Origin of the sequence: Bacillus thuringiensis, from assembly GCF_001455345.1 — a bacterium.
GTDB classification, from domain to species: domain Bacteria; phylum Bacillota; class Bacilli; order Bacillales; family Bacillaceae_G; genus Bacillus_A; species Bacillus_A thuringiensis_N.
The window spans coordinates 2,941,400-2,960,098 of the sequence record NZ_CP013274.1 but is presented as its reverse complement, the minus strand read 5'-3'; the positions used below and the strand labels follow the sequence as shown (position 1 = coordinate 2,960,098).

Sequence of the window (18,699 nt, the reverse complement as noted above, 5' to 3'; positions counted from 1 at the left end):
TGATTGCTCTCATTATTTAACTGAGAAAAAGACATGTTTAAAGTGCCCCTTATTATATGTCTATAACTTTATTGTGTAACATAATTTAAAATATAGTTTGTACATTGAATAACTTGCTATGGTTCTCTATTAATCTTTCACAATTGTCTAAGCGGTTATTAGATTGCTAGCATAGAATATATTATCTTCTGCAATTTTAGGAAGATAATCCTATAAAATTTTAGGAGGAATATACTATGGAAATAGAAAACCAACAAGTAGATCCAGCATTTGAAAATCTATGTCAACGATTTTTTGATATTCTAGGTGGTACTGATCACTCGATTGATCCAGGACCTGTATGTACTGTAACTCGAACTAGAATATTTGATGAAACAGTATTAGGAAGAAAATCAAATTCGCCTTTGGTGAATTATCAATTTTTTTCGTTTGAATCTCTTGATGAATCAGGAAATGCACTTTGTTTAGGGGAAACTGCAGCTTTTGAAAATCAGGTTGAACAAGTACTTTCTAATCTTCGTGATCGCGGTATTATCGTATCAGGTTTGCACAATCACTGGATAAATGAAAATCCCCGTTTATTTTATATTCACTGGGAATTGATAGATGATCCTATTGCATTTGCGAGAAAATCAAGAGAATCTATTGATTTCTTAGGTCCAGTATTACCACCAGATTTGCCACCACCTGTAGTATCTCCAGAATTTCAAGCATTATGTGATGAATTTACTGCCACGCTAGGTGGTGACGGTGAAATTGAACCAGGGCCTGTATGTTTTGTTATGCGGAATGTGAATTTTGGAGCGACTATCTTTGGAAGACCTGCAAATTCACCTCTTGTGGGACATCAACTTTTTTCGTTCGAATCCCTCGATCCATCCGAAGTTGCACTTTGTTTAGGTGAAACGGCAACGACTCAAGATCAGACTGATCAACTAATCTCACAACTTCTGAGATTTGGCTTTAAAGTATCGGCATTTCACAATCATTGGCTAGATGATAATCCTCATTTAATATATGTTCACTGGGAATCGGTAGAAGATCCTATTGCATTTGCGAGAAAAACGAAAAATGCGATTGCGTTTTTGGGCTAGTTTTAATAAGTTAATTTAACTAAAAGAACTTGCTATTTTATAATAATTGGAAGAGTTGTGACCGCTTTTTCGCAGTAAATGTGCCATTTGTCCTGGAAGTAATGTGATATATTTGTATTGTGAGCGGCGGTGGAAAACATTGCTCATAAAATTCCTTATAACTGAAAATGGATTGTCATAACCGGTGGCGATGGTTGTAGGATGAATGAATAGTTGTTTTTGATTTCACATTTAATTGCAATTCACGTTGTGTATACGGAGAAGGGCTTTTGTTCTTCTAACTATTTAATAAAGTATGTAATGAAGAGAAATTTAACAATATTAGGTAGTTGAAAGAAAAATGAAACTTCATGTGCCGTATTTGAATTACAATATAACTAGTAAATAAAAAGTATCCAGGGAGGATACTTTTTATTTTGGAGGAAAGTGAAAGTAGTAGGAAACAAGAATGTAGTATCAGCTGGTTTTTTGGATAAGGGTGATACAGTTGAATTTAATTGTGAAGGGAAAGATATGACTCAAGCTATTATCAAATGTATAAAAGAAATGGGCGAAATTAAAGTGCCGTTTTTATTTTGATTAAAATAATATTAATGATGATTGTAGGCGCAACCTTTACATGGTTAGCGTCTGATTTGTTGTAAAGGAAAGATGGGTAGAAAAAATAGACTAGTAAACAAGCTGTTATTGACTTTTAAACATAGAATAAGATGAGTCTTATTAAAAAGAAGGGGGAATTATAGTTATGGGATGTAATAATAATTTCAGACGCTTTCGAAATTGTAATAGATTTTGGGATGATTTAATGTTTTGCAGATGCGGACATAGAGACTGTGATGAATGTCGTTGTAAACGTAACCGTGATTGCGATTGTGATAAATGCCGTCGTAGACGTAACCATGATCGTGACTGTGATTGTGATGAACGTAAAGAGTGGTAAATTCCTTTGGAAGAGTGCTTTGAAGAAAAGCACTCTTTTTTTATTTAGTATTCTATATTACTAGCCTCGAATCGCCTTAATGATAAAGTGATGTCGCTTCACATCAAAATATCCTTTTTGCAAGATAATCTCATGCATACGATATAACTCCTCATAATACCTTTCGACAGTAAAATCAGGAATTTGTCACGGAATCGCTTTTAAATAATAGACAATAGCACCAATATCATAAAAACGTTGGAAAGGAAACTCTTCTTTTGCTTCTAAAATAGTAAATCCATTTTCCTCTAACTCACTACATGCAGTTTCGAGTGACCAACTTGCAAATTCGATATTTAGCGGTGAGCCAAACTGCTCATTAAGTTCAGCGCAATCAAGACCGCCAACTTGTTGTGAAAGAAAAATCCCAGTAGGAGAAAGAATTCTGTTTACCTCAGAAGCAGCATACGATTCATGTTGATTTAAGATTAAATCAAATTGACCATCTTGAAATGAAAAGACTACTTTAAAATTAGATGAAAAATGGGATGATATTACTTTTCTCGTATTGAAAGAGTAAATAAAATGATGTGAAGGAGATAACTTAAATTATGGCATTCAAAAGTGAGGAAGAACTGAATAAAGCTTTCGAGGCAGCTAAAGCGAATCTAGCAATAGAAGGTATGATTATTACAAAAGAAATGGAAAAAATTAATAAAGCGAAGGTAACAGGAAAGATAACGCACGAGCAATTTATTACATTAGCTGATGCGATTGCGAGACGCGAACTTACTTAATGATCTAGAAGCTACCACAAACTTTTGTTAAATAAACGGAAATAAGAGATGGTAGATCAAACTCTCAGACTGTAGACAAACTATGTTTGGAGAGTTCAGATGCTAAAAATAGTTTGTCACTTGCTTTATGGAGAATTTATCCAACAATATATATAATTAGTACGTTCTATGCTACAATTTACTATAAGTGAGGAAGGAAGGTGTCTTATGAAAATATCTGTTTATGTTGCAAGTGCATTTAGCAAGGATCATAAAGGCGGAAATAAAGCAGGAGTGGTATTTATGGAGAATACATTGACCACTACTCAAAAAATGGCAATAGCCAAACAACTGGGCTATGCGGAAACAGCATTTATATCAGAATCTGAAATTGCTGATTATAAAATTGAGTATTTTACACCAAAAGAGGAAGTTGATTTATGTGGTCATGCGACAATTGGCTCTTTCGCGATACTGATGCATGTAAATAAACTTTTCAAGAATCGCTATACGATTGAAACGAACAGCGGTGTTCTTACTATTACCATAAAAGATGACATCATATTCATGGAACAAAATGAACCGATATTCTATGATGTTATATCTCCAAATGAGTTGATCGACTGCTTTGACATTAAAGATATAGACAATACATACCCAATTCAAATTGTCTCCACGGGCTTAAAAGATATTTTAGTTCCTATAAAAAGCGAAACACAATTACATACACTGGAACCTAATTTTGAAAAAATTAAAGAAATCAGCAAGTATTATAATGTTGTCGGGATGCATCTATATACTTTTAATGACAATCGAATTATATGCAGAAACTTTGCTCCGCTATACGACATCAATGAAGAAGCAGCGACTGGAACTTCAAATGGTGCATTAGCTTGCTATCTTTATGAACAGAAATACTTACGAAAAGAAGACTATGTATTTGAACAAGGTTATTCTTTACACTCGCCTTCCGAAATATTAGTTAAATTAGCAACCGATAGCGAGAATAAAATAGAAAAGGTTTATGTTGGCGGCAAAGGCTATTACTGTGAAACTAAGTATTTAAATTTAGAAAATATTGAGTGAAAATAAAAAAAGAGATGGTAGATCCATCTCTTTTTCATATGCTCCATGATTAACTACGAATCGCCTTAATCATAAAACGATGTTGCTTCACATCAAAATAACCTTTTTGTAAGATGATTTCATGTATACGATATAATTCCTCATAATACCTTTCAACAGTGAAATCAGGAATTTGCCACGGAATCGCTTTTAAATAATAGACGATAGCGCCAATGTCATAAAAGCGTTGAAAAGGGAACTCTTCTTTTTCTTCTAAAATAGTAAATCCACTTTGCTTTAACTCAATACATGCCGCTTCGAGCGACCAACTTGTAAATTCGTTATTTAGCGGTGCGTTAAACTGCTCATTAAGTTCCGCGCAATCAAGGCCGCCAACTTGTTGTGTAAGAAATATTCCATTTGGAGAAAGTATTCTTTTTACTTCAGAAGCAGCATATGATTCATGTTGATTTATGATTAAATCAAACTGACCATCTTGAAATGGTAAAGCAGTATCATCCGTTACTTCTATAACTGTAACACCTAAAGGTTCTAATTTCTTCCGAGCGATTGGCACGTTTGGAGTGTATCCCTCAGTAGCATAAATAGTTGACGGGAACGGTTGTAACTTAGATAAAAACTCTCCGCCGCCAGTCCCCATATCGAGCATTGATTCTGCATGCTGCATAAGTTGGAAAGCAGTGCTGCCGTACGACCACGATAAAGGCTCGCTCTTCATTCGACCCGTTTCTGAAATGAAAGAGAAATCCCAACCGCTAAAATTTGTATTAGCACTTTCTAATAAAGTTAAAAATAATGGATCACGTTTCATAATTGTATCCTCCTATTTTGTAAGTAAATGATATGATGAGAAAAGAAAAAAGGAGGACCTCTTATTAAAGGGGAACGGTTTTACGTTTCGTGTTCGAATAGATTCATATAAATTCGCTCCTTGTTAGAATAGTTATTTATATATTCGGGATAATCGAGAGGAAATCCTTTGAAATTATGGGGGAAGGTAGTTGTTTAATGGGAAACTGGATGGAGTATACAGACGATTGGAAAAGAACTAATAGCAAGCTTTGAACAAAATAAGCCGGAAATCTTTCAAAATATTTTAAGGCAAGGATAATGTTTGCAAGAGAAAACCGCTTATACTTCATTCTTGAAGCATAAGCGGTTTTATTTAAAATACTCAAAAAGAAAAATCTTTTGGCAAATTACCACTTTTCATCACCGTTCTTAACCCATGTTTTATAATCCAAGGGTTAACTGGATGCTGTTCATTACGTAACTGCTGCAACCATTGAAAAACGAGTTCTTTATCTTCTTTCGTAATATCGTTAATATAATTGGCTACTGATTTTTGGACATATTTAGACGGGTCATTCATTAATGGTTCAAGAAGTTGTAAATTGTTCTTAAAGTCACCTTTCAGAGCTCCCATTTTTTTAGCCCAAGGAAGTCTTGGTCTTGTACCTTCGGAAACTAATCTCCTAATGTGGCTGTTTTCGTCATGAATCCATTGTTGCAATACGCCCAGTGTGTCTTCATGGTATGTTTCAAGAAAAGGACGAATGGCATATTCAGCAGTATTTCTTTTTGTTATTTCATACATGGCGTTACATGAGGATTCAAAATCGTTAAGCCCATATTTTTCAACGTATTTTGCAATAGGCATATACATATATCCGTTTGTAAATGTACCTACTTCTGTTGTATTTTCTGGTCCCAATGTTTTCAGTAAAATATGTATTGCTTCATTAAAATCTTTTTGTAATACATCGTGTAATTCATCTGCTATTACTTCTATACGCTGCTTTAACTCTAAATTTTCAACTTTACATGTCACCGAATCTACAAAGATGTTTTTAGAGAAAGTAGGATCGTGTTTACAAATAGAATCAGCCATTTTTTCTGCTAATTCTTCATTAAATAAAAATTTTAACGGAACATATTTACCCATTTTTTCACCTCATCGATCAGTTAAAAACAATTTTTATTTTTTAATCGACAGCCCATAAACTAAAGTCTCACTCGGAGTCGTAATACTAAAACCAGTCGTCTTATAATCAAGTTTCACCGAATCACCAGTGTAGTCTTTCGTAAATGAATCCATTTGTACGATAAAATCAGCAACTTCATATACAACGTCATCTGCATTATATGTATCCCAAATTAAATCCACATCAACGAAAATACTACAAGAGTTTGTCATTGTCCCTCTAATGCGAATGATCTTTTTGTCTTCGCGCTCTAATCTATGTATAGCTGCTTTTGCTTCATCAGTAATCCGAATGTTCATCGTATCCCAACCTTTATGTATATTTCCTTTATTATTGCAAAAACAGGAGCAATAGGGAAGGGAGAACATGCCTATCAAGCTAAAATTAAGTAAAATTCCGTTCAACTAGATTTTTCGGTTTTTTAAAGGATTGATATCAGTTATCTAAAAATCTGCATACAAATTAACCTTGATAAGGTGAATGTTGTGCAAGTTGTTGAAGAATATGTGGAGATAGATATCGCTGTAGTTCTTCAGCGAACAAATGAAACTCATCTTGAATCGATAGATTCATACAAAACGCCATACTTTCTGTATTTTTCTACAAAAGAATAATGCTTTCTATAAATTATAGGCATAAATTCATCAAAGGTTGATAGTAATGTAACGTGCCCCCTATAGTATGTTGCAATTTAATAAGTTTAGATAAGTTTTTTAGGTGTGACTGCATTTTATAATGAAAAAGTGTGGCTTTTTGACTTTTGGTGTACGGAGAATTGTTATTATTTTCCGCCGATAAAAGTTTATGTCAGAGCTACCAAGGAGAGATCATACGATGTCCGAGAAGATGCATGCTGACGAATTGAAAATTGAAGAGCGACTAGTGCGTCGTTTGCTTGTCGATCAGTTCCCACGCTGGGCAGAGTTGCCCCTTCGTAAGGTAGAGCCAGTTGGAACGGTAAATGCCGTTTTCCGACTTGGCGACGAATATTCCATTCGGCTAGCGAGAAGGGAAGGACCGACGACACCAGGAGGACGTGAGTTCTTATGGCTACCAAAAATCGCACCAGTAGTTCCGCTTGAAATCCCTGTACCTATCGCTCAGGGGTGCCCTAATAACGAATACCCGTGGTTTTGGGAGATACATTCGTGGCTGAAGGGTGAAACGATGCCGATAGAGGCGATTGACGAGATTCAGGCTGCACGCGATCTCGCAGAGTTTGTCTTAGCACTGCAACAAGTCGATCCAATGGAAGGGCCGTTAGGACGCGGCATTCCTTTGGCCCAACGGGATAAGGACTTCCGATATTGGCTAGCACGATTTAATGGCGATCCCGCGGTGTCTGCTGTATGGGAATCGGCTCTTTCTGCGCCTCCATGGAACGGTCCACCTGTTTGGCATCACGGTGATCTAGATACACGTAACTGGCTCGTACGTGATAAGCGTATTAGCGGTGTAATTGATTGGGGGATGATGGGTATAGGTGACCCTGCGTGTGATGTAATGGTCGCGTGGAAGTTGCACTCGCCAGAGGCGCGCGATGTGTTCCTTGATGCTACTCGTACGGACGATGCTACATTGGCAAGGGCCCGCGGATGGGTCGTATCACAGGCAGTTGCAATCCTTGCCTACTACACGCCGCAAAACAATCCAACTTTGTACAATGAGGCGAAATCCTGGCTAGACCTAGTGTTAGCTCAAAAGTAATTCAGTAATTTTAAGAATGAAACATATCTCAGGTATTCATATTCAACGGGCTTATTCAGAAAGCAAGAGAACCATAAAAAGCATTATCCTTTCAAGTATTTTACTGAAAGAATAATGCTTTTTTCATTTTTGGAGAAATTCGTCTCCTTAACTTGATGGGCATGGGAAGGGAGAAGCATTGGAATAAAAAAACGAGCAAACATATTTGTTTGCTCGTTTCACTTTATTTCAATTCACATTTATCAAGAGGAATCACTTTCGTTTTCTTCGTAAATTTATATCCTAACCATAGTACTAAGAAGAGTGGTAAACCGATGTAAGAAACGAGTACGCCGTTCCAATCGATTGATTCGCCCATAAATGCGCCGTAGTTTTGACCTAAAATGACGATGACACAAAGTGCAAATGCGAAGATTGGACCAAATGGGAACCATTTTGCTCTATATGGTAAGTCTTTTAAATCTTTTCCTTGTGCGATATATGCTTTACGGAAACGGTAATGACTTATTGCGATTCCGACCCATGCGATAAAGCCAGACATTCCAGATGCGTTTAATAACCAAATGTATACAACGCCGTCACCGAATAAAGAAGCAATGAAAGCGATACTACCGACAATTGACGTTACGATTAATGCGTTAACAGGTACACCGCGGCTGTCTAATTTGCCTAAGAATTTCGGTGCTTTTCCTTGGCGAGCTAAGTCCCAAAGCATACGAGTTGATGCGTACATTCCAGAGTTACCAGCAGATAGTACTGCCGTTAAAATAACAGCGTTCATAACAGAAGCAGCAAAGGCAACGCCTGCTTTTTCAAAAATAAGTGTAAATGGACTTACTGTTACATCACTAGCAGCAAGGCTTTCAGTCGTATAAGGAATTAATAAACCGATAACGAGAATCGCAAGAATATAGAATAAAAGAATACGCCAAAAGATAGAACGAATCGCTTTCGGAATATTACGTTCTGGATCAGACGTTTCACCAGCAGCTACCCCAAGTAATTCAGTTCCTTGGAAGGAGAAACCAGCAGCCATAAATACACCGATAATTGCCATGATGCCGCCGTTAAATGGTGCATCTGCAACAGTGAAGTTTTTGAAGCCAACAGTTTCGCCGCCCATAATTCCAAAAATCATCATAAAACCGACAATTAAAAAGATAATAATAGTAACGACTTTAATAAGTGCAAACCAATATTCAGATTCACCAAACCCTTTAACAGATAAATAGTTTAAAAGGAAAATAATAGCTAAACATAATCCGCTCCAAATGAGGGAAGGGGTATCTGGGAACCAAAATTTCATAATTAATGTTACAGCAGCGAGTTCAGCAGCAATTGTAATGGCCCAGTTATACCAATAGTTCCATCCAAGTGCAAAGCCAAGTGATGGATCAACAAATTTTGTTGCATACGTGCTAAAAGATCCAGTAACAGGCATGTAAGCTGCAAGTTCAGCTAAGCTTGTCATTAAGAAATACACCATAATTCCAATTGCGGCGTATGCGATTAGTGCACCGCCAGGACCAGCTGAATGGATTACACCACCGCTGGCAAGAAATAGTCCGGTACCGATTGTACCACCGAGAGAAATCATCGTAAGGTGACGAGATTTTAATCCGCGTTTTAATTCACCTTGTCCTTGTGTAGTTTGCGTTTTAGAGGTAGATTGATTTGTTGCGCTATTCATGTTCAACACTCCTTTTCTTGTAGGTTAGGAAGGAGCGGGGGAGAAAAATACAAAAAACCGCCAAAGGAATTAGGCGGAACGTTTCACAAATAACCACCCCATCATACCCTTCCGTTAAGATAGCACCCCACGTTTACACGGTAATTTTGTAAACGTGACAGTTCTGTTCCTTTCGGAGACAGCCCCAGCTCATACTTCCAGAGAAGAAATACAAACTTCGGCAACTTTTCCTTTCAAACGGAGTCAGTGACATTCTCTGTGTCTCGTCCGTTTTACTTTTAAAAGTCGCAACCTCTACCTCATCGGATTGATGAGGATTTATATATTGCTAAGATATTTAATATATGGCAATTGTAATGAGTTTCTGAATATATTGCAAGGAATTTTGTTAGGAAAAGTCAAAAAATATCGGTTATTGTATAGGAAACGCTTGCATAACTCCACCCGAACCTACTATTATGTAGCAATAAGCAAAGAAAAAATTGTTATACAAATGTTTCGCAAAAAATAATGAAAAACCCTTTAAAATTAAAAGAAAATTCAGAAAATATAATTCGACATAACGATTGAAGGGTATCACTTCTTTTATTTTGTTCTAAAGAAAAAACATATGTGTAAATAAAAAGAGTGAATATTCTTTCTTTTTGTAGTAAAATTGAAGTACTGTTTAATTAAAAAGGGGACATCGTTATGAAATTAGAAACAGAAAGATTACATATTATCCCGTGTACGGAAGAATGGGTTCAGATTGCGAAGAATCAAGGATACAATAGCGGCCCGCATATTGCAGGGCATGTAGAAAATATAAAACAAGATAAGGATTTATTACCGTGGGGTGCGTGGTATGTCATTCGAAAAGAAGATAACATCGTACTAGGGGATATAGGATTTAAAGGGAAACCGAACGAGAAACGTACAGTAGAAATTGGTTACGGTTTTATTGAGAAATATTGGAATAAAGGGTATGCTACAGAATCTGTAGATGAATTAATAAAGTGGGCTTTCCAGACAGGAAAGGTAGATACAATTATTGCGGAGACACTCTTTGAAAATGGTAGTTCAATTCGTGTATTAGAGAAATTACATATGAAGAGAGTAGATACAACAGATACGATGATTAATTGGAAAATAGAAAAATAAAAAATACCGCTCGATATAGTTCGAGCGGTATTTTTTATCATTATGGTAGCATTTGTTTTTGATCTTTCGGATAGCCGCCTGTTGATGCGTTAGAACGATTGGAATGATTACGGACAGCAATGAAAATAGAAATAATAACGACAAGACCAACTGCCACGTAAGAAAGTGAAATAATAGTTGGATCCACTTTAAATGTTGTAAGTAGTGTACGAATATTCGTAAAGATAATAAGGCCACCAACTAATACCCCAAGTAAATGAGGTGGAACGATACGTACTAACCATGCGGCAATTGGAGCTGCGACAATACCGCCAAGCATTAAGGCGAATACCCAAACCCAGCTTACTTGTTCCCAGCCAAGTGAGATGAAGAAACCAATTGTTGCAGCGAGTGAAACAGGAAACTCACTCGTATCTACAGATCCAATAACTTTTCTAGCTTCATTTCCTCTTGCTAGCAGTACAGGTGTCGTAATTGGCCCCCAGCCACCGCCACCAGTTGAATCGACGAATCCAGCGAATAAGCCGAGTGGCACAAGTTGTTTGGCAGACATGCGCTTTTTGGAAGTAACAATTTGTTTTTGAATAATGAATCGTAATAAAATATAAACGCCTAAAGTGAATAAAAATATTGAAATGTACGGTTTAATCACATCGCCAGGTAAATTACTTAAAAAACATGCCCCAACAAATGCCCCAATTGCTCCGGGTAATGTTAATCTGGAAACTGTATATTTATCAACGTTTCCAAATTTGATGTGCGATGCACCAGAAGCTGCGGTTGTAACGACTTCAGCTAAGTGAACAGATGCGGATGCTACAGCTGGTGCAATACCAAACATTAATAATAGTGAGGTAGATGTTACCCCATACGCCATTCCAAGTGCCCCATCAATCAATTGAGCGAAAAATCCAATAATAGCAAAGACAATTAATTTCTGCATAAATAATCCCCCTGTAATAATAAATGAAAAAAGCACTTTTCCCGTATGAGAAAAGTGCCTTTGGTTTTTCCAATCAGCAATAATTAAATTTGTTTCATTATAATACATATTAATCATATAAATCAACTGGGTTTTTAAGTTTTTTGAATTGAATGAAAGAAAAATAAAATATACAATAAAAGGATGGAGAGAAAGGGGAGAAAGACATGTTACGATTTGATCATCTCGTTCACGCAGTGCCTTGTACACCGGAGGAAGCAGCAAAACAAATGCAAGAGCGTGGATTTCATACTGCACTAGGTGGAGAACATACGAACTGGGGTACTTGGAATAGTTTATGTTATTTTGATTTATCATACATAGAATTTTTAGCTGTGCAGCATGAAGAAAAAGCGAAAGAAGCAGAAAATCCATTAGTACAAGAAACAGTAGTGAAATTACAAGGTGGAAAAGGGATGCTACAAATCGCAATTCGAACTGATGCAATTGAAGAACTAGCAGTTAAGTTTAGTAAGCATGGCTTACATACGATAGGGCCATTTGAAGGGAAACGTATGAGAAAAGATGGCCGGCTTTTAGAATGGAAAATGTTATTTGTAAAGCAAGAAGAAAGCGGGCCGAGATTACCTTTTTTTATACAGTGGAATGAAACCGATGAAGAAAGAAGAAACGACTTACGCAACATAGGGACGATCACGGAACATAAAAACAAAGTGCAACACATTGAAGTGATCCATTATGCAGTGAAAAATGTTCGAGACACAGTGCGAAAGTGGAAAGAAGTAATGGGGCTAACTGCAAGTTCAGTCACAAAAAATGAAAAATGGAATGCTGAGTGCCAAAGTGTAGCGTTTGGTGACATTCATGTACAGTTTTGTGAACCGATTGGGGAAGGGCTAGTGAAAGAACACTTGATTAGGAATGGTGAATATCCTTTTGCAGTGGAGTTTAAAGGGGAGAATAAACGAGAGTATGAAGTGTTAGGTAGTTTGTACATATATGAATAGAGGGGATGTTTTGGAAGAAATAGTAAGAGAGATAGAAAGAAAACTAGAGTGGCCCTGTATTGTAAAATGTATAGCCATTACAAAAGGTTTTTCGCATGAGGAGAAATATAAAATTGAACTAGAGAATCGTGAAACGTATTTTGTAAAAGTGTGTGATTCTGCTAATTATGAACGAAAACTAGAAGAATATACGTATATGAAACAAATAGAGTTATTACATATTCCAACGCCCAAGTTAATTCATTTTATAAAACTTGAAGAATTAAATAAATGTGTTCAAGTATTTGAATGGATTGACGGAGTAAATGGTGAAGAGAGCTTACGGAAGTTATCGGTGGAAGAACAGTATGATGTAGGAAGAAAAGCAGGAGAAGTATTAAGGAGAATTCACTCAATTGAAAGAGAAAGTGCAAGTAATAAATGGGAAACATTTAGATGGAATAAATACGAAAGATACATAGAGGCACTAGCAGATTACGAAGTGGATTTTCTAGATTTGAAGCCAGTATTAACCTTTGTAGAAAATCATAAAGACTTATTAAAAAATCGTCCAATCACATTTTTACACGATGACTTCCATCCAGCAAATAGTATGATTCATAATAAGGAATTTATCGTTATCGATTTTGGTGGATATGATTTTGGTGATCCAATTCACGATTTTTATAACGTAGCGATTTTTACTACGAGAATAAGCAAACCATTTGCGGTTGGACAAGTCCATGGTTATTGCGGAGGCGAACCATCGCTTCATTTTTGGAAACTGTACTCCTTATATGCAGCAATGACATTCCCAGCGGATATCGTTTGGACAAATCGAAGCACGCCGCATTTAGTAGATGATATGAAGGAAAGACTAAATGGAATTTTAGAAGAACATAATCATTTTTCGTCCTATGTTCCAAGATGGTATCAATCCTATCATATGGATATGATGAAAAATAAATAACGGAGGGATTCATTTGGATAAAATAGCGGTAATTTCAGATATTCATGGTAATATTCCGGCATTAGAATCTGTGCTGAAAGATATTAAATTAAGAGGAATCGAGCGCATTATTTGTCTTGGAGATTTAGTAGGAAAAGGCCCTCATTCAAGCGAAGTAATTGAAATCATTCGTAAAGAATGCGAAGGCGTTGTAATGGGGAATTGGGATGATTTCATTACAAAACCGACTGAATTTGAAGCATTAAAATGGCATCAAAAACAATTATCAGAAGAACAAAATGACTATTTAAGAAGCTTACCATTTTCGATCGAATTTTTTATGAGCGGAAAACTCATTCGTATGTTTCACGCTTCACCGAGAAGTTTATATGAAAGAATTCAACCACACGCTTCAAGAGAAGAACGTATTAGTATGTTCGAAAATAGTGATCTGACAGAAAATATAGAAGGGGAAAGAAAACCAGATGTCGTTTGTTACGGTGACGTTCACCAAGCGTTCGTTCAAAACTTCAGAGGAAAAACGTTATGTAATGCTGGTAGCGTAGGAAATCCTCTTGAAATTACACAAGCGTCTTATTTAATATTCGAAGGATCTTACAATGAAAAAGAAGCAGCGAGTTTTTCCATTCAACTCGTACGTGTACCGTATGATATTGAATTAGCTATCAGACTAGCAGAAGAACTCGATATGCCAGAAATTGAAGAATACAAACAAGAATTACGGACTGCATTGTATCGAGGGTTTAAGGGGAAGTAAGCCAATCATAATATATCAACGATTTTTCAAATATATCTATCATAACTTAAAATATATCAACGATTTTTTCGATATATAGACGATTCGACATAAGATATCGATTTACCGACAAATAGTAACATAAATTATTACTCATAATTATATTATGTAAACTTATTGTGGGAGGAAATATCATGAATCGAAAACAACGTATGAAAGAAATAGTGGATCATATTTTAAAATTAAATTTAACCCATCCGACAAGAGTTGGAGTAAGCGGTATTACAGCGTCAGGAAAAACAACATTTGCAAACGAATTAGCGGAAGAAATAAAAAAACGAGGGTTACCAATAACACGCGCTAGCATTGACAATTTTCATAATCCAAAAGTGATTCGCTATGCACAAGGTAAAGAATCTGCAAGAGGGTATTATGAAGATGCACACGATTATACAGCTTTCAAAGAAAGACTATTAAAGCCTTTAGGACTTAATGGGAATTTACAGTATGAAACGATTTCTCATAACTTAATAACGGATATTCCAGTATATAATACGCCTATATTCGCTCAACCCAATATGGTACTCATAGTAGATGGAACATTTCTATTGAAAAAAGACATTGAGTATTTATTTGATTACAAAATTTTTGTAGATACAGATTTTGAGATTGCGAGAAAACGTGGTGCGAAGCGGGAGACAGAAGCTTTTGAAAGTTATGAAGAAGCAGAGAAAATGTTTTTGAGCAGGTATCATGCGGCTTGTAAAATGTATATAGATGAGCATAATCCGAAAGAGTGTGCGGATGTTATATTTCAGAATAGTGATTTAGAAAATCCGGAAGTTATATTTCAAGAGCGAATGTAATACACAATCAAAAGTATATGTATAGCCTTTTATTAATAGTTATAATTCTCGTATAATTAAATTAGCTTTAGAAAGTAAAAACGGGGGATAAGGCAATAAAAAAACGAAAAAAGGGGACAGGAAATATAATGAATGAAGTACTAGAATTAAAAGAAGAACTACTACAAATTAAAAATAATAATTATGCTGTACCAGAAGACGTAGATGCATATCCGTATGCGCAGTGGATGCTAGATTATATTGGATCACCTGATGCTGAATTACGTGATGATTTGATTTATAGTACGCTTCATACATGGATTACAAATAATGTGTTTAGACAAAAAGAATTACGAGGATTAATGCTACAAGCAATTAGTCCTGATTATTTATTTTATAAAATTGGTGAAAAGGGTACAGACTCTGTTTTTAAACGTGCATTCTCCGTATTAATTCCACCACTTATTTTATCTGTTCATGAAAGAGAACCGTTGTTATCGGAAGAACAACTGTACAGTGTAGCAGAACAAGTGCTGGAATATGTATATTTAGAAGAAGATGTAAGAGGTTACATAGAAGGAAAAGGATGGGCACACTCTACTGCACATGCAGCGGATGCGCTCGATGCGTTAGCGCGTACAATACAAAATCGTGAGTTTTCATATGCAATATTAGCTGCTGTTCGCCAGAAGGTTCGATTGAGTGATTACGTATATGTACACTTTGAGGATGAGAGATTAGTAAAACCAATTATGTCTTTACATAATCAAAATCTATTAACTGAAGAAGAGTGGAGCAACTGGCTACATAGTATAGCAACTGTTGAAGATATCCGACATCCGCAGCATGCTATTTTAGTACAAAATATTAGATCTTTCCTAAGAAGTTTATATTTCAGAGGTTTAGAGGCAGAGGGTAGTACAGCCTTTACAGATGATATATTGGAGACTTTGAAGGATTTGCGTAGGTATTAAAATAATCCATAATTAGAAACAAAGAATACATGTTAATTTTGAAAAATTTATTAGAAATTTATTTTTACATTGTACCCTTTTAGTATAGGCTGAAAGGGGTGTCAAATGAAAAAATTATTAAAGTCAGTGAAAATAATATTTTTAATATGTATTAGTATGATTTTCTTTGGAACAGGCGCTGTATTTATATATCATAACTATCAATTAAAAATGGAATTGAAATTAATGAACAATGAAGGCGAACTTGTTAATTTCGATAATAAAAAAGTGAATGTTTATAATGAAGGGAGCGGGGAGGATACGTTTGTATTTATGGCCGGATCTGGAATTGCCGCTCCTGTTTATGAATTGAAAGGCTTATATAGTAAATTTTCGAAAGAAAACAAGATTTCTGTAATTGAGAGAGCTGGTTATGGATACAGTGATGTTTTTCAAGATGAGAGAGATATTGATACGATATTAGAACAAACAAGAGAAGCGCTTATTCGAAGTGGAAATAAACCACCATACATCTTAGTACCACACTCTCTATCGGGTATAGAGGCTATTTATTGGGCACAAAAATATCCGGGTGAAGTAAAAGGGATTATTGCATTAGATATTGGTTTACCTAAACAGTACGTAACTCATAAAATAGGCATGGTGGATTCATTAAAAATAAAAGGGATGAATATTTTAACGAAAATTGGTTTTCAGAGATTAGCTCCCTCTGTTACTTATAATCCCGAGGTCATTAAGCAATCCTTTTTAAACGAACAAGAAAAAGAAATTTATAAAGCGCTTACATACAAAAGGGCTTTTAATGATGATATGAAGCAAGAACTTTTACAAATCTACAATAACAGTAAAAAATCAAATTCCTTATTAATCCCAAAAGAAACACCTATTTTATTTATAGATGCAATTGCTAGGCAAAATAAAGATTCAAAGTATACAAAGCAAAAAAATAAAGATTATAAGGAGTTTGCTAGCGAGTTATTAAGAGCTGATGTGAAAATAATTGAAGGCACACATAGTATTTATTTATACGCTCCTGATGAAATATACAAATTTGCTATGGATTTTATTAATAATAAAGTAGTGAAGAACTAAGCTATTGCTATGATAGCAATGAAAGGTCTACATAATGAAAGCATATAACGTATTAATTGTTGAAGACGATTTAATTATAGGAGATTTATTACAAAAAATTTTGCAGCGCGAGAAGTATAATGTGCATTGGGAGAAAGAGGGAAGGAAAGTTCTTGATGTAATTCATGAAATAGATTTAGTCATAATGGATGTTATGTTACCAGGCGAAGATGGTTATCAAATTACAAAGAAAATAAAAAATCTAGGGTTAAATATTCCGATTATATTTCTATCAGCTCGGAATGATATGGATAGTAAACTAAAAGGTTTGACTATTGGAGAAGAATACATGATAAAACCTTTTGACCCTAGAGAGTTGTTGTTAAGGATTCAGAAAATGTTAGATAATCAATATGGTACCTTCACGCAAATTAATCATTTATTTATAGATGCAGAATATAAAAGAGTTTTTATAAATGGTTTGCGTAATGAAGTTGCTTTTACAGCAATTGAACGTAAAATATTCTTCTATTTATATGAAAATAGAGATAGAATTTTATCGAAAGAACACTTCTATGATTACCTATGGCAACTCGAAGATAGAAATCAAAATATCATGAACGTACATATAAAGAAAATCAGAACCAAAATTGATGATAAAACAGGTGATATTATTCAGAACATATATGGAGAAGGGTATAGATTAAATACCTATATGAAGAAATGAACTTAAAGAAAAAATATCAGTTACTATTATTCTCCGCTATTATTAGCGTACCACTGTTATTGTTGTCAATTAGTATCTTTGTATCAGTTATTTATAATGTTGTCTTTAAAACTAAAAATCAGAACATTCCTTTTCACGAATCCTATGCATATCCTACGATGTTAATCATATTTTTATTATCACTATTAATATTAGCTTTTGTATTTTCAAAATCGATTAACACAGTATTAAATAAAATTAATGTATTAAATCAAACGATTCGAGATTTAGCAAGTGATAAAAAAATCCCTAATATAATAAATGTTAAAAGCGATGATGAAATGGGAGAGCTGATTAAATCAGTGAACTTGCTTATAGAAAGAACAACTTATCGAGAATTAGAACTACAACAACAGGAACAAATAAAAAAGGAACTATTAAATAAATTACGGCATGATATTAATACACCCTTAACAGCAGTCAGATTACAATTATATTATTTAGAAGGTGAGTACAAGGAACAAGCACCAGTACTTGAATCAATGTATGAACAGATACAATATATAAGTGATTTAACTAACGAATTTAATATTCAATCTACAGAGACCTTAGAGAATACTTATATTGTGAATGATGAAGTGAATATACATAATTTAATAGAAAATATGATAAAAAAATGGAGCTATTTGTATAGCATTCATAAAATTGAATTAGTATATAATCCACAAGATAAAGAGTTGATATGGAATAGTAATGAGTTATGGATTCAAAGGTTATTTGATAATATTTTTCAAAATGTCCTTAAACATTCAAAAGCTAAAAAACTCAAAATTATTATAGATGAAGATATTGTTTCCTTTAGAGATAATGGGATTGGGTTTGATATAAATAGTAAAGGTACGGGAATTGGTTTGAAAAATATTGAAGATATATCAAAGATATTCGATATAAAATACACTTTACAATCAAATAGTGAGGGGACTATGTTTTCATTTGAAAAAACTAAAGTTTAGAGCAAAGCACATAAAACCAACGCTCCTCAACCAGACTAATAAAATGTGCTGGAGGTGA

Annotated in this window: 20 protein-coding genes, 2 pseudogenes and 1 riboswitch; of the genes and pseudogenes, 16 read left to right on the top strand and 6 right to left on the bottom strand. The window is 34.9% G+C overall.

Features of this window, described 5'->3' with window-relative positions; all coding sequences use genetic code 11:
* Window positions 1–236: 236 nt before the first annotated feature.
* The 3 genes from ATN06_RS15470 to ATN06_RS28540 all read left to right on the top strand — a co-directional run bounded on the left by ATN06_RS15470 (window position 237) and on the right by ATN06_RS28540 (window position 2,034).
* The gene (locus ATN06_RS15470) at window positions 237–1,094 is read left to right on the top strand and encodes a DUF1259 domain-containing protein (RefSeq protein WP_060631389.1); all 858 of its coding nucleotides are present in this window, start codon (window positions 237–239) and stop codon (window positions 1,092–1,094) included.
* 426 nt (window positions 1,095–1,520) lie between these two features.
* Window positions 1,521–1,673 carry a hypothetical protein gene (locus ATN06_RS29230; RefSeq protein ID WP_176225731.1) on the top strand — a complete coding sequence of 51 codons (153 nt, stop codon included), beginning with the start codon at window positions 1,521–1,523 and terminating at the stop codon, window positions 1,671–1,673.
* Window positions 1,674–1,839: 166 nt separating this feature from the next.
* Entirely contained in the window at window positions 1,840–2,034 is a 195-nt protein-coding gene (locus ATN06_RS28540; protein WP_088116020.1) for a hypothetical protein, read from the top strand.
* A gap of 60 nt (window positions 2,035–2,094) precedes the next feature.
* On the opposite strand, the pseudogene ATN06_RS28535 reads toward ATN06_RS28540, so the two are convergent.
* Window positions 2,095–2,526: pseudogene (locus ATN06_RS28535) on the bottom strand (SAM-dependent methyltransferase); the annotation flags it as partial.
* A 98-nt stretch (window positions 2,527–2,624) separates the two neighbouring features.
* Here ATN06_RS28535 and ATN06_RS15465 point away from each other — a divergent pair.
* Together ATN06_RS15465 and ATN06_RS15460 are read left to right on the top strand one after the other, a co-directional pair.
* Complete coding sequence (locus ATN06_RS15465; RefSeq protein ID WP_060631388.1) at window positions 2,625–2,810, top strand: antitoxin VbhA family protein; 186 nt, start codon at window positions 2,625–2,627, stop codon at window positions 2,808–2,810.
* Between the two features lie 207 nt (window positions 2,811–3,017).
* A complete protein-coding gene (locus ATN06_RS15460; protein ID WP_060631387.1) occupies window positions 3,018–3,875 on the top strand; it encodes a PhzF family phenazine biosynthesis protein in 858 nt (285 codons plus the stop codon).
* 49 nt (window positions 3,876–3,924) lie between these two features.
* Here ATN06_RS15460 and ATN06_RS15455 read toward each other — a convergent pair whose 3' ends face one another.
* On the bottom strand, window positions 3,925–4,686 hold the full coding sequence (locus ATN06_RS15455; protein WP_060631386.1) for a class I SAM-dependent methyltransferase: 762 nt from the start codon (window positions 4,684–4,686) through the stop codon (window positions 3,925–3,927).
* 198 nt (window positions 4,687–4,884) lie between these two features.
* Here ATN06_RS15455 and ATN06_RS29815 point away from each other — a divergent pair.
* A pseudogene (locus ATN06_RS29815) lies at window positions 4,885–4,986 on the top strand (DUF2716 domain-containing protein); the annotation flags it as partial.
* Window positions 4,987–5,049: 63 nt separating this feature from the next.
* Here the strand turns inward: ATN06_RS29815 and ATN06_RS15450 are convergent.
* The gene (locus tag ATN06_RS15450) at window positions 5,050–5,820 is read right to left on the bottom strand and encodes a DNA alkylation repair protein (protein ID WP_060631385.1); all 771 of its coding nucleotides are present in this window, start codon (window positions 5,818–5,820) and stop codon (window positions 5,050–5,052) included.
* 33 nt (window positions 5,821–5,853) lie between these two features.
* The gene (locus tag ATN06_RS15445; protein ID WP_060631384.1) at window positions 5,854–6,159 is read right to left on the bottom strand and encodes an iron-sulfur cluster biosynthesis family protein; all 306 of its coding nucleotides are present in this window, start codon (window positions 6,157–6,159) and stop codon (window positions 5,854–5,856) included.
* Window positions 6,160–6,664: 505 nt separating this feature from the next.
* On the opposite strand from ATN06_RS15445, the gene ATN06_RS15440 reads away from it, so the two are divergent.
* Complete coding sequence (locus tag ATN06_RS15440) at window positions 6,665–7,567, top strand: aminoglycoside phosphotransferase family protein (protein WP_335338604.1); 903 nt, start codon at window positions 6,665–6,667, stop codon at window positions 7,565–7,567.
* A 223-nt stretch (window positions 7,568–7,790) separates the two neighbouring features.
* Here the strand turns inward: ATN06_RS15440 and ATN06_RS15435 are convergent, their stop codons facing one another.
* Window positions 7,791–9,257 carry an amino acid permease gene (locus tag ATN06_RS15435; RefSeq protein ID WP_060631382.1) on the bottom strand — a complete coding sequence of 489 codons (1,467 nt, stop codon included), beginning with the start codon at window positions 9,255–9,257 and terminating at the stop codon, window positions 7,791–7,793.
* Window positions 9,258–9,369: 112 nt separating this feature from the next.
* Window positions 9,370–9,562, bottom strand: a riboswitch (Lysine riboswitch).
* A 385-nt stretch (window positions 9,563–9,947) separates the two neighbouring features.
* Between ATN06_RS15435 and ATN06_RS15430 the strand changes: the two genes are divergently transcribed.
* The gene (locus ATN06_RS15430; RefSeq protein WP_000764584.1) at window positions 9,948–10,397 is read left to right on the top strand and encodes a GNAT family N-acetyltransferase; all 450 of its coding nucleotides are present in this window, start codon (window positions 9,948–9,950) and stop codon (window positions 10,395–10,397) included.
* Window positions 10,398–10,437: 40 nt separating this feature from the next.
* Here the strand turns inward: ATN06_RS15430 and ATN06_RS15425 are convergent, their stop codons facing one another.
* Entirely contained in the window at window positions 10,438–11,448 is a 1,011-nt protein-coding gene (locus tag ATN06_RS15425; protein ID WP_043323018.1) for a sulfite exporter TauE/SafE family protein, read from the bottom strand.
* Between the two features lie 98 nt (window positions 11,449–11,546).
* Between ATN06_RS15425 and ATN06_RS15420 the strand changes: the two genes are divergently transcribed.
* From ATN06_RS15420 to ATN06_RS15385, 8 genes are all read left to right on the top strand, one after another.
* Window positions 11,547–12,347, top strand: coding sequence for a VOC family protein (locus tag ATN06_RS15420; RefSeq protein WP_060631381.1), 801 nt, complete (start codon window positions 11,547–11,549; stop codon window positions 12,345–12,347).
* Between the two features lie 10 nt (window positions 12,348–12,357).
* Complete coding sequence (locus tag ATN06_RS15415) at window positions 12,358–13,296, top strand: aminoglycoside phosphotransferase family protein (RefSeq protein ID WP_060633147.1); 939 nt, start codon at window positions 12,358–12,360, stop codon at window positions 13,294–13,296.
* 13 nt (window positions 13,297–13,309) lie between these two features.
* Window positions 13,310–14,053: a metallophosphoesterase family protein gene (locus ATN06_RS15410; protein ID WP_060631380.1), complete on the top strand. Its 744-nt coding sequence runs from the start codon at window positions 13,310–13,312 to the stop codon at window positions 14,051–14,053.
* Between the two features lie 173 nt (window positions 14,054–14,226).
* The gene (locus ATN06_RS15405; protein ID WP_060631379.1) at window positions 14,227–14,898 is read left to right on the top strand and encodes a nucleoside/nucleotide kinase family protein; all 672 of its coding nucleotides are present in this window, start codon (window positions 14,227–14,229) and stop codon (window positions 14,896–14,898) included.
* A gap of 128 nt (window positions 14,899–15,026) precedes the next feature.
* The gene (locus ATN06_RS15400) at window positions 15,027–15,851 is read left to right on the top strand and encodes a DUF2785 domain-containing protein (RefSeq protein WP_060631378.1); all 825 of its coding nucleotides are present in this window, start codon (window positions 15,027–15,029) and stop codon (window positions 15,849–15,851) included.
* Between the two features lie 105 nt (window positions 15,852–15,956).
* Window positions 15,957–16,943, top strand: coding sequence for an alpha/beta fold hydrolase (locus ATN06_RS15395; protein ID WP_060631377.1), 987 nt, complete (start codon window positions 15,957–15,959; stop codon window positions 16,941–16,943).
* Between the two features lie 34 nt (window positions 16,944–16,977).
* Window positions 16,978–17,649 carry a response regulator transcription factor gene (locus tag ATN06_RS15390; protein WP_060631376.1) on the top strand — a complete coding sequence of 224 codons (672 nt, stop codon included), beginning with the start codon at window positions 16,978–16,980 and terminating at the stop codon, window positions 17,647–17,649.
* Window positions 17,646–18,641: a sensor histidine kinase gene (locus tag ATN06_RS15385; protein ID WP_060631375.1), complete on the top strand. Its 996-nt coding sequence runs from the start codon at window positions 17,646–17,648 to the stop codon at window positions 18,639–18,641. Before ATN06_RS15390 ends, ATN06_RS15385 begins: the two co-directional genes overlap by 4 nt.
* Window positions 18,642–18,699: the final 58 nt, after the last annotated feature.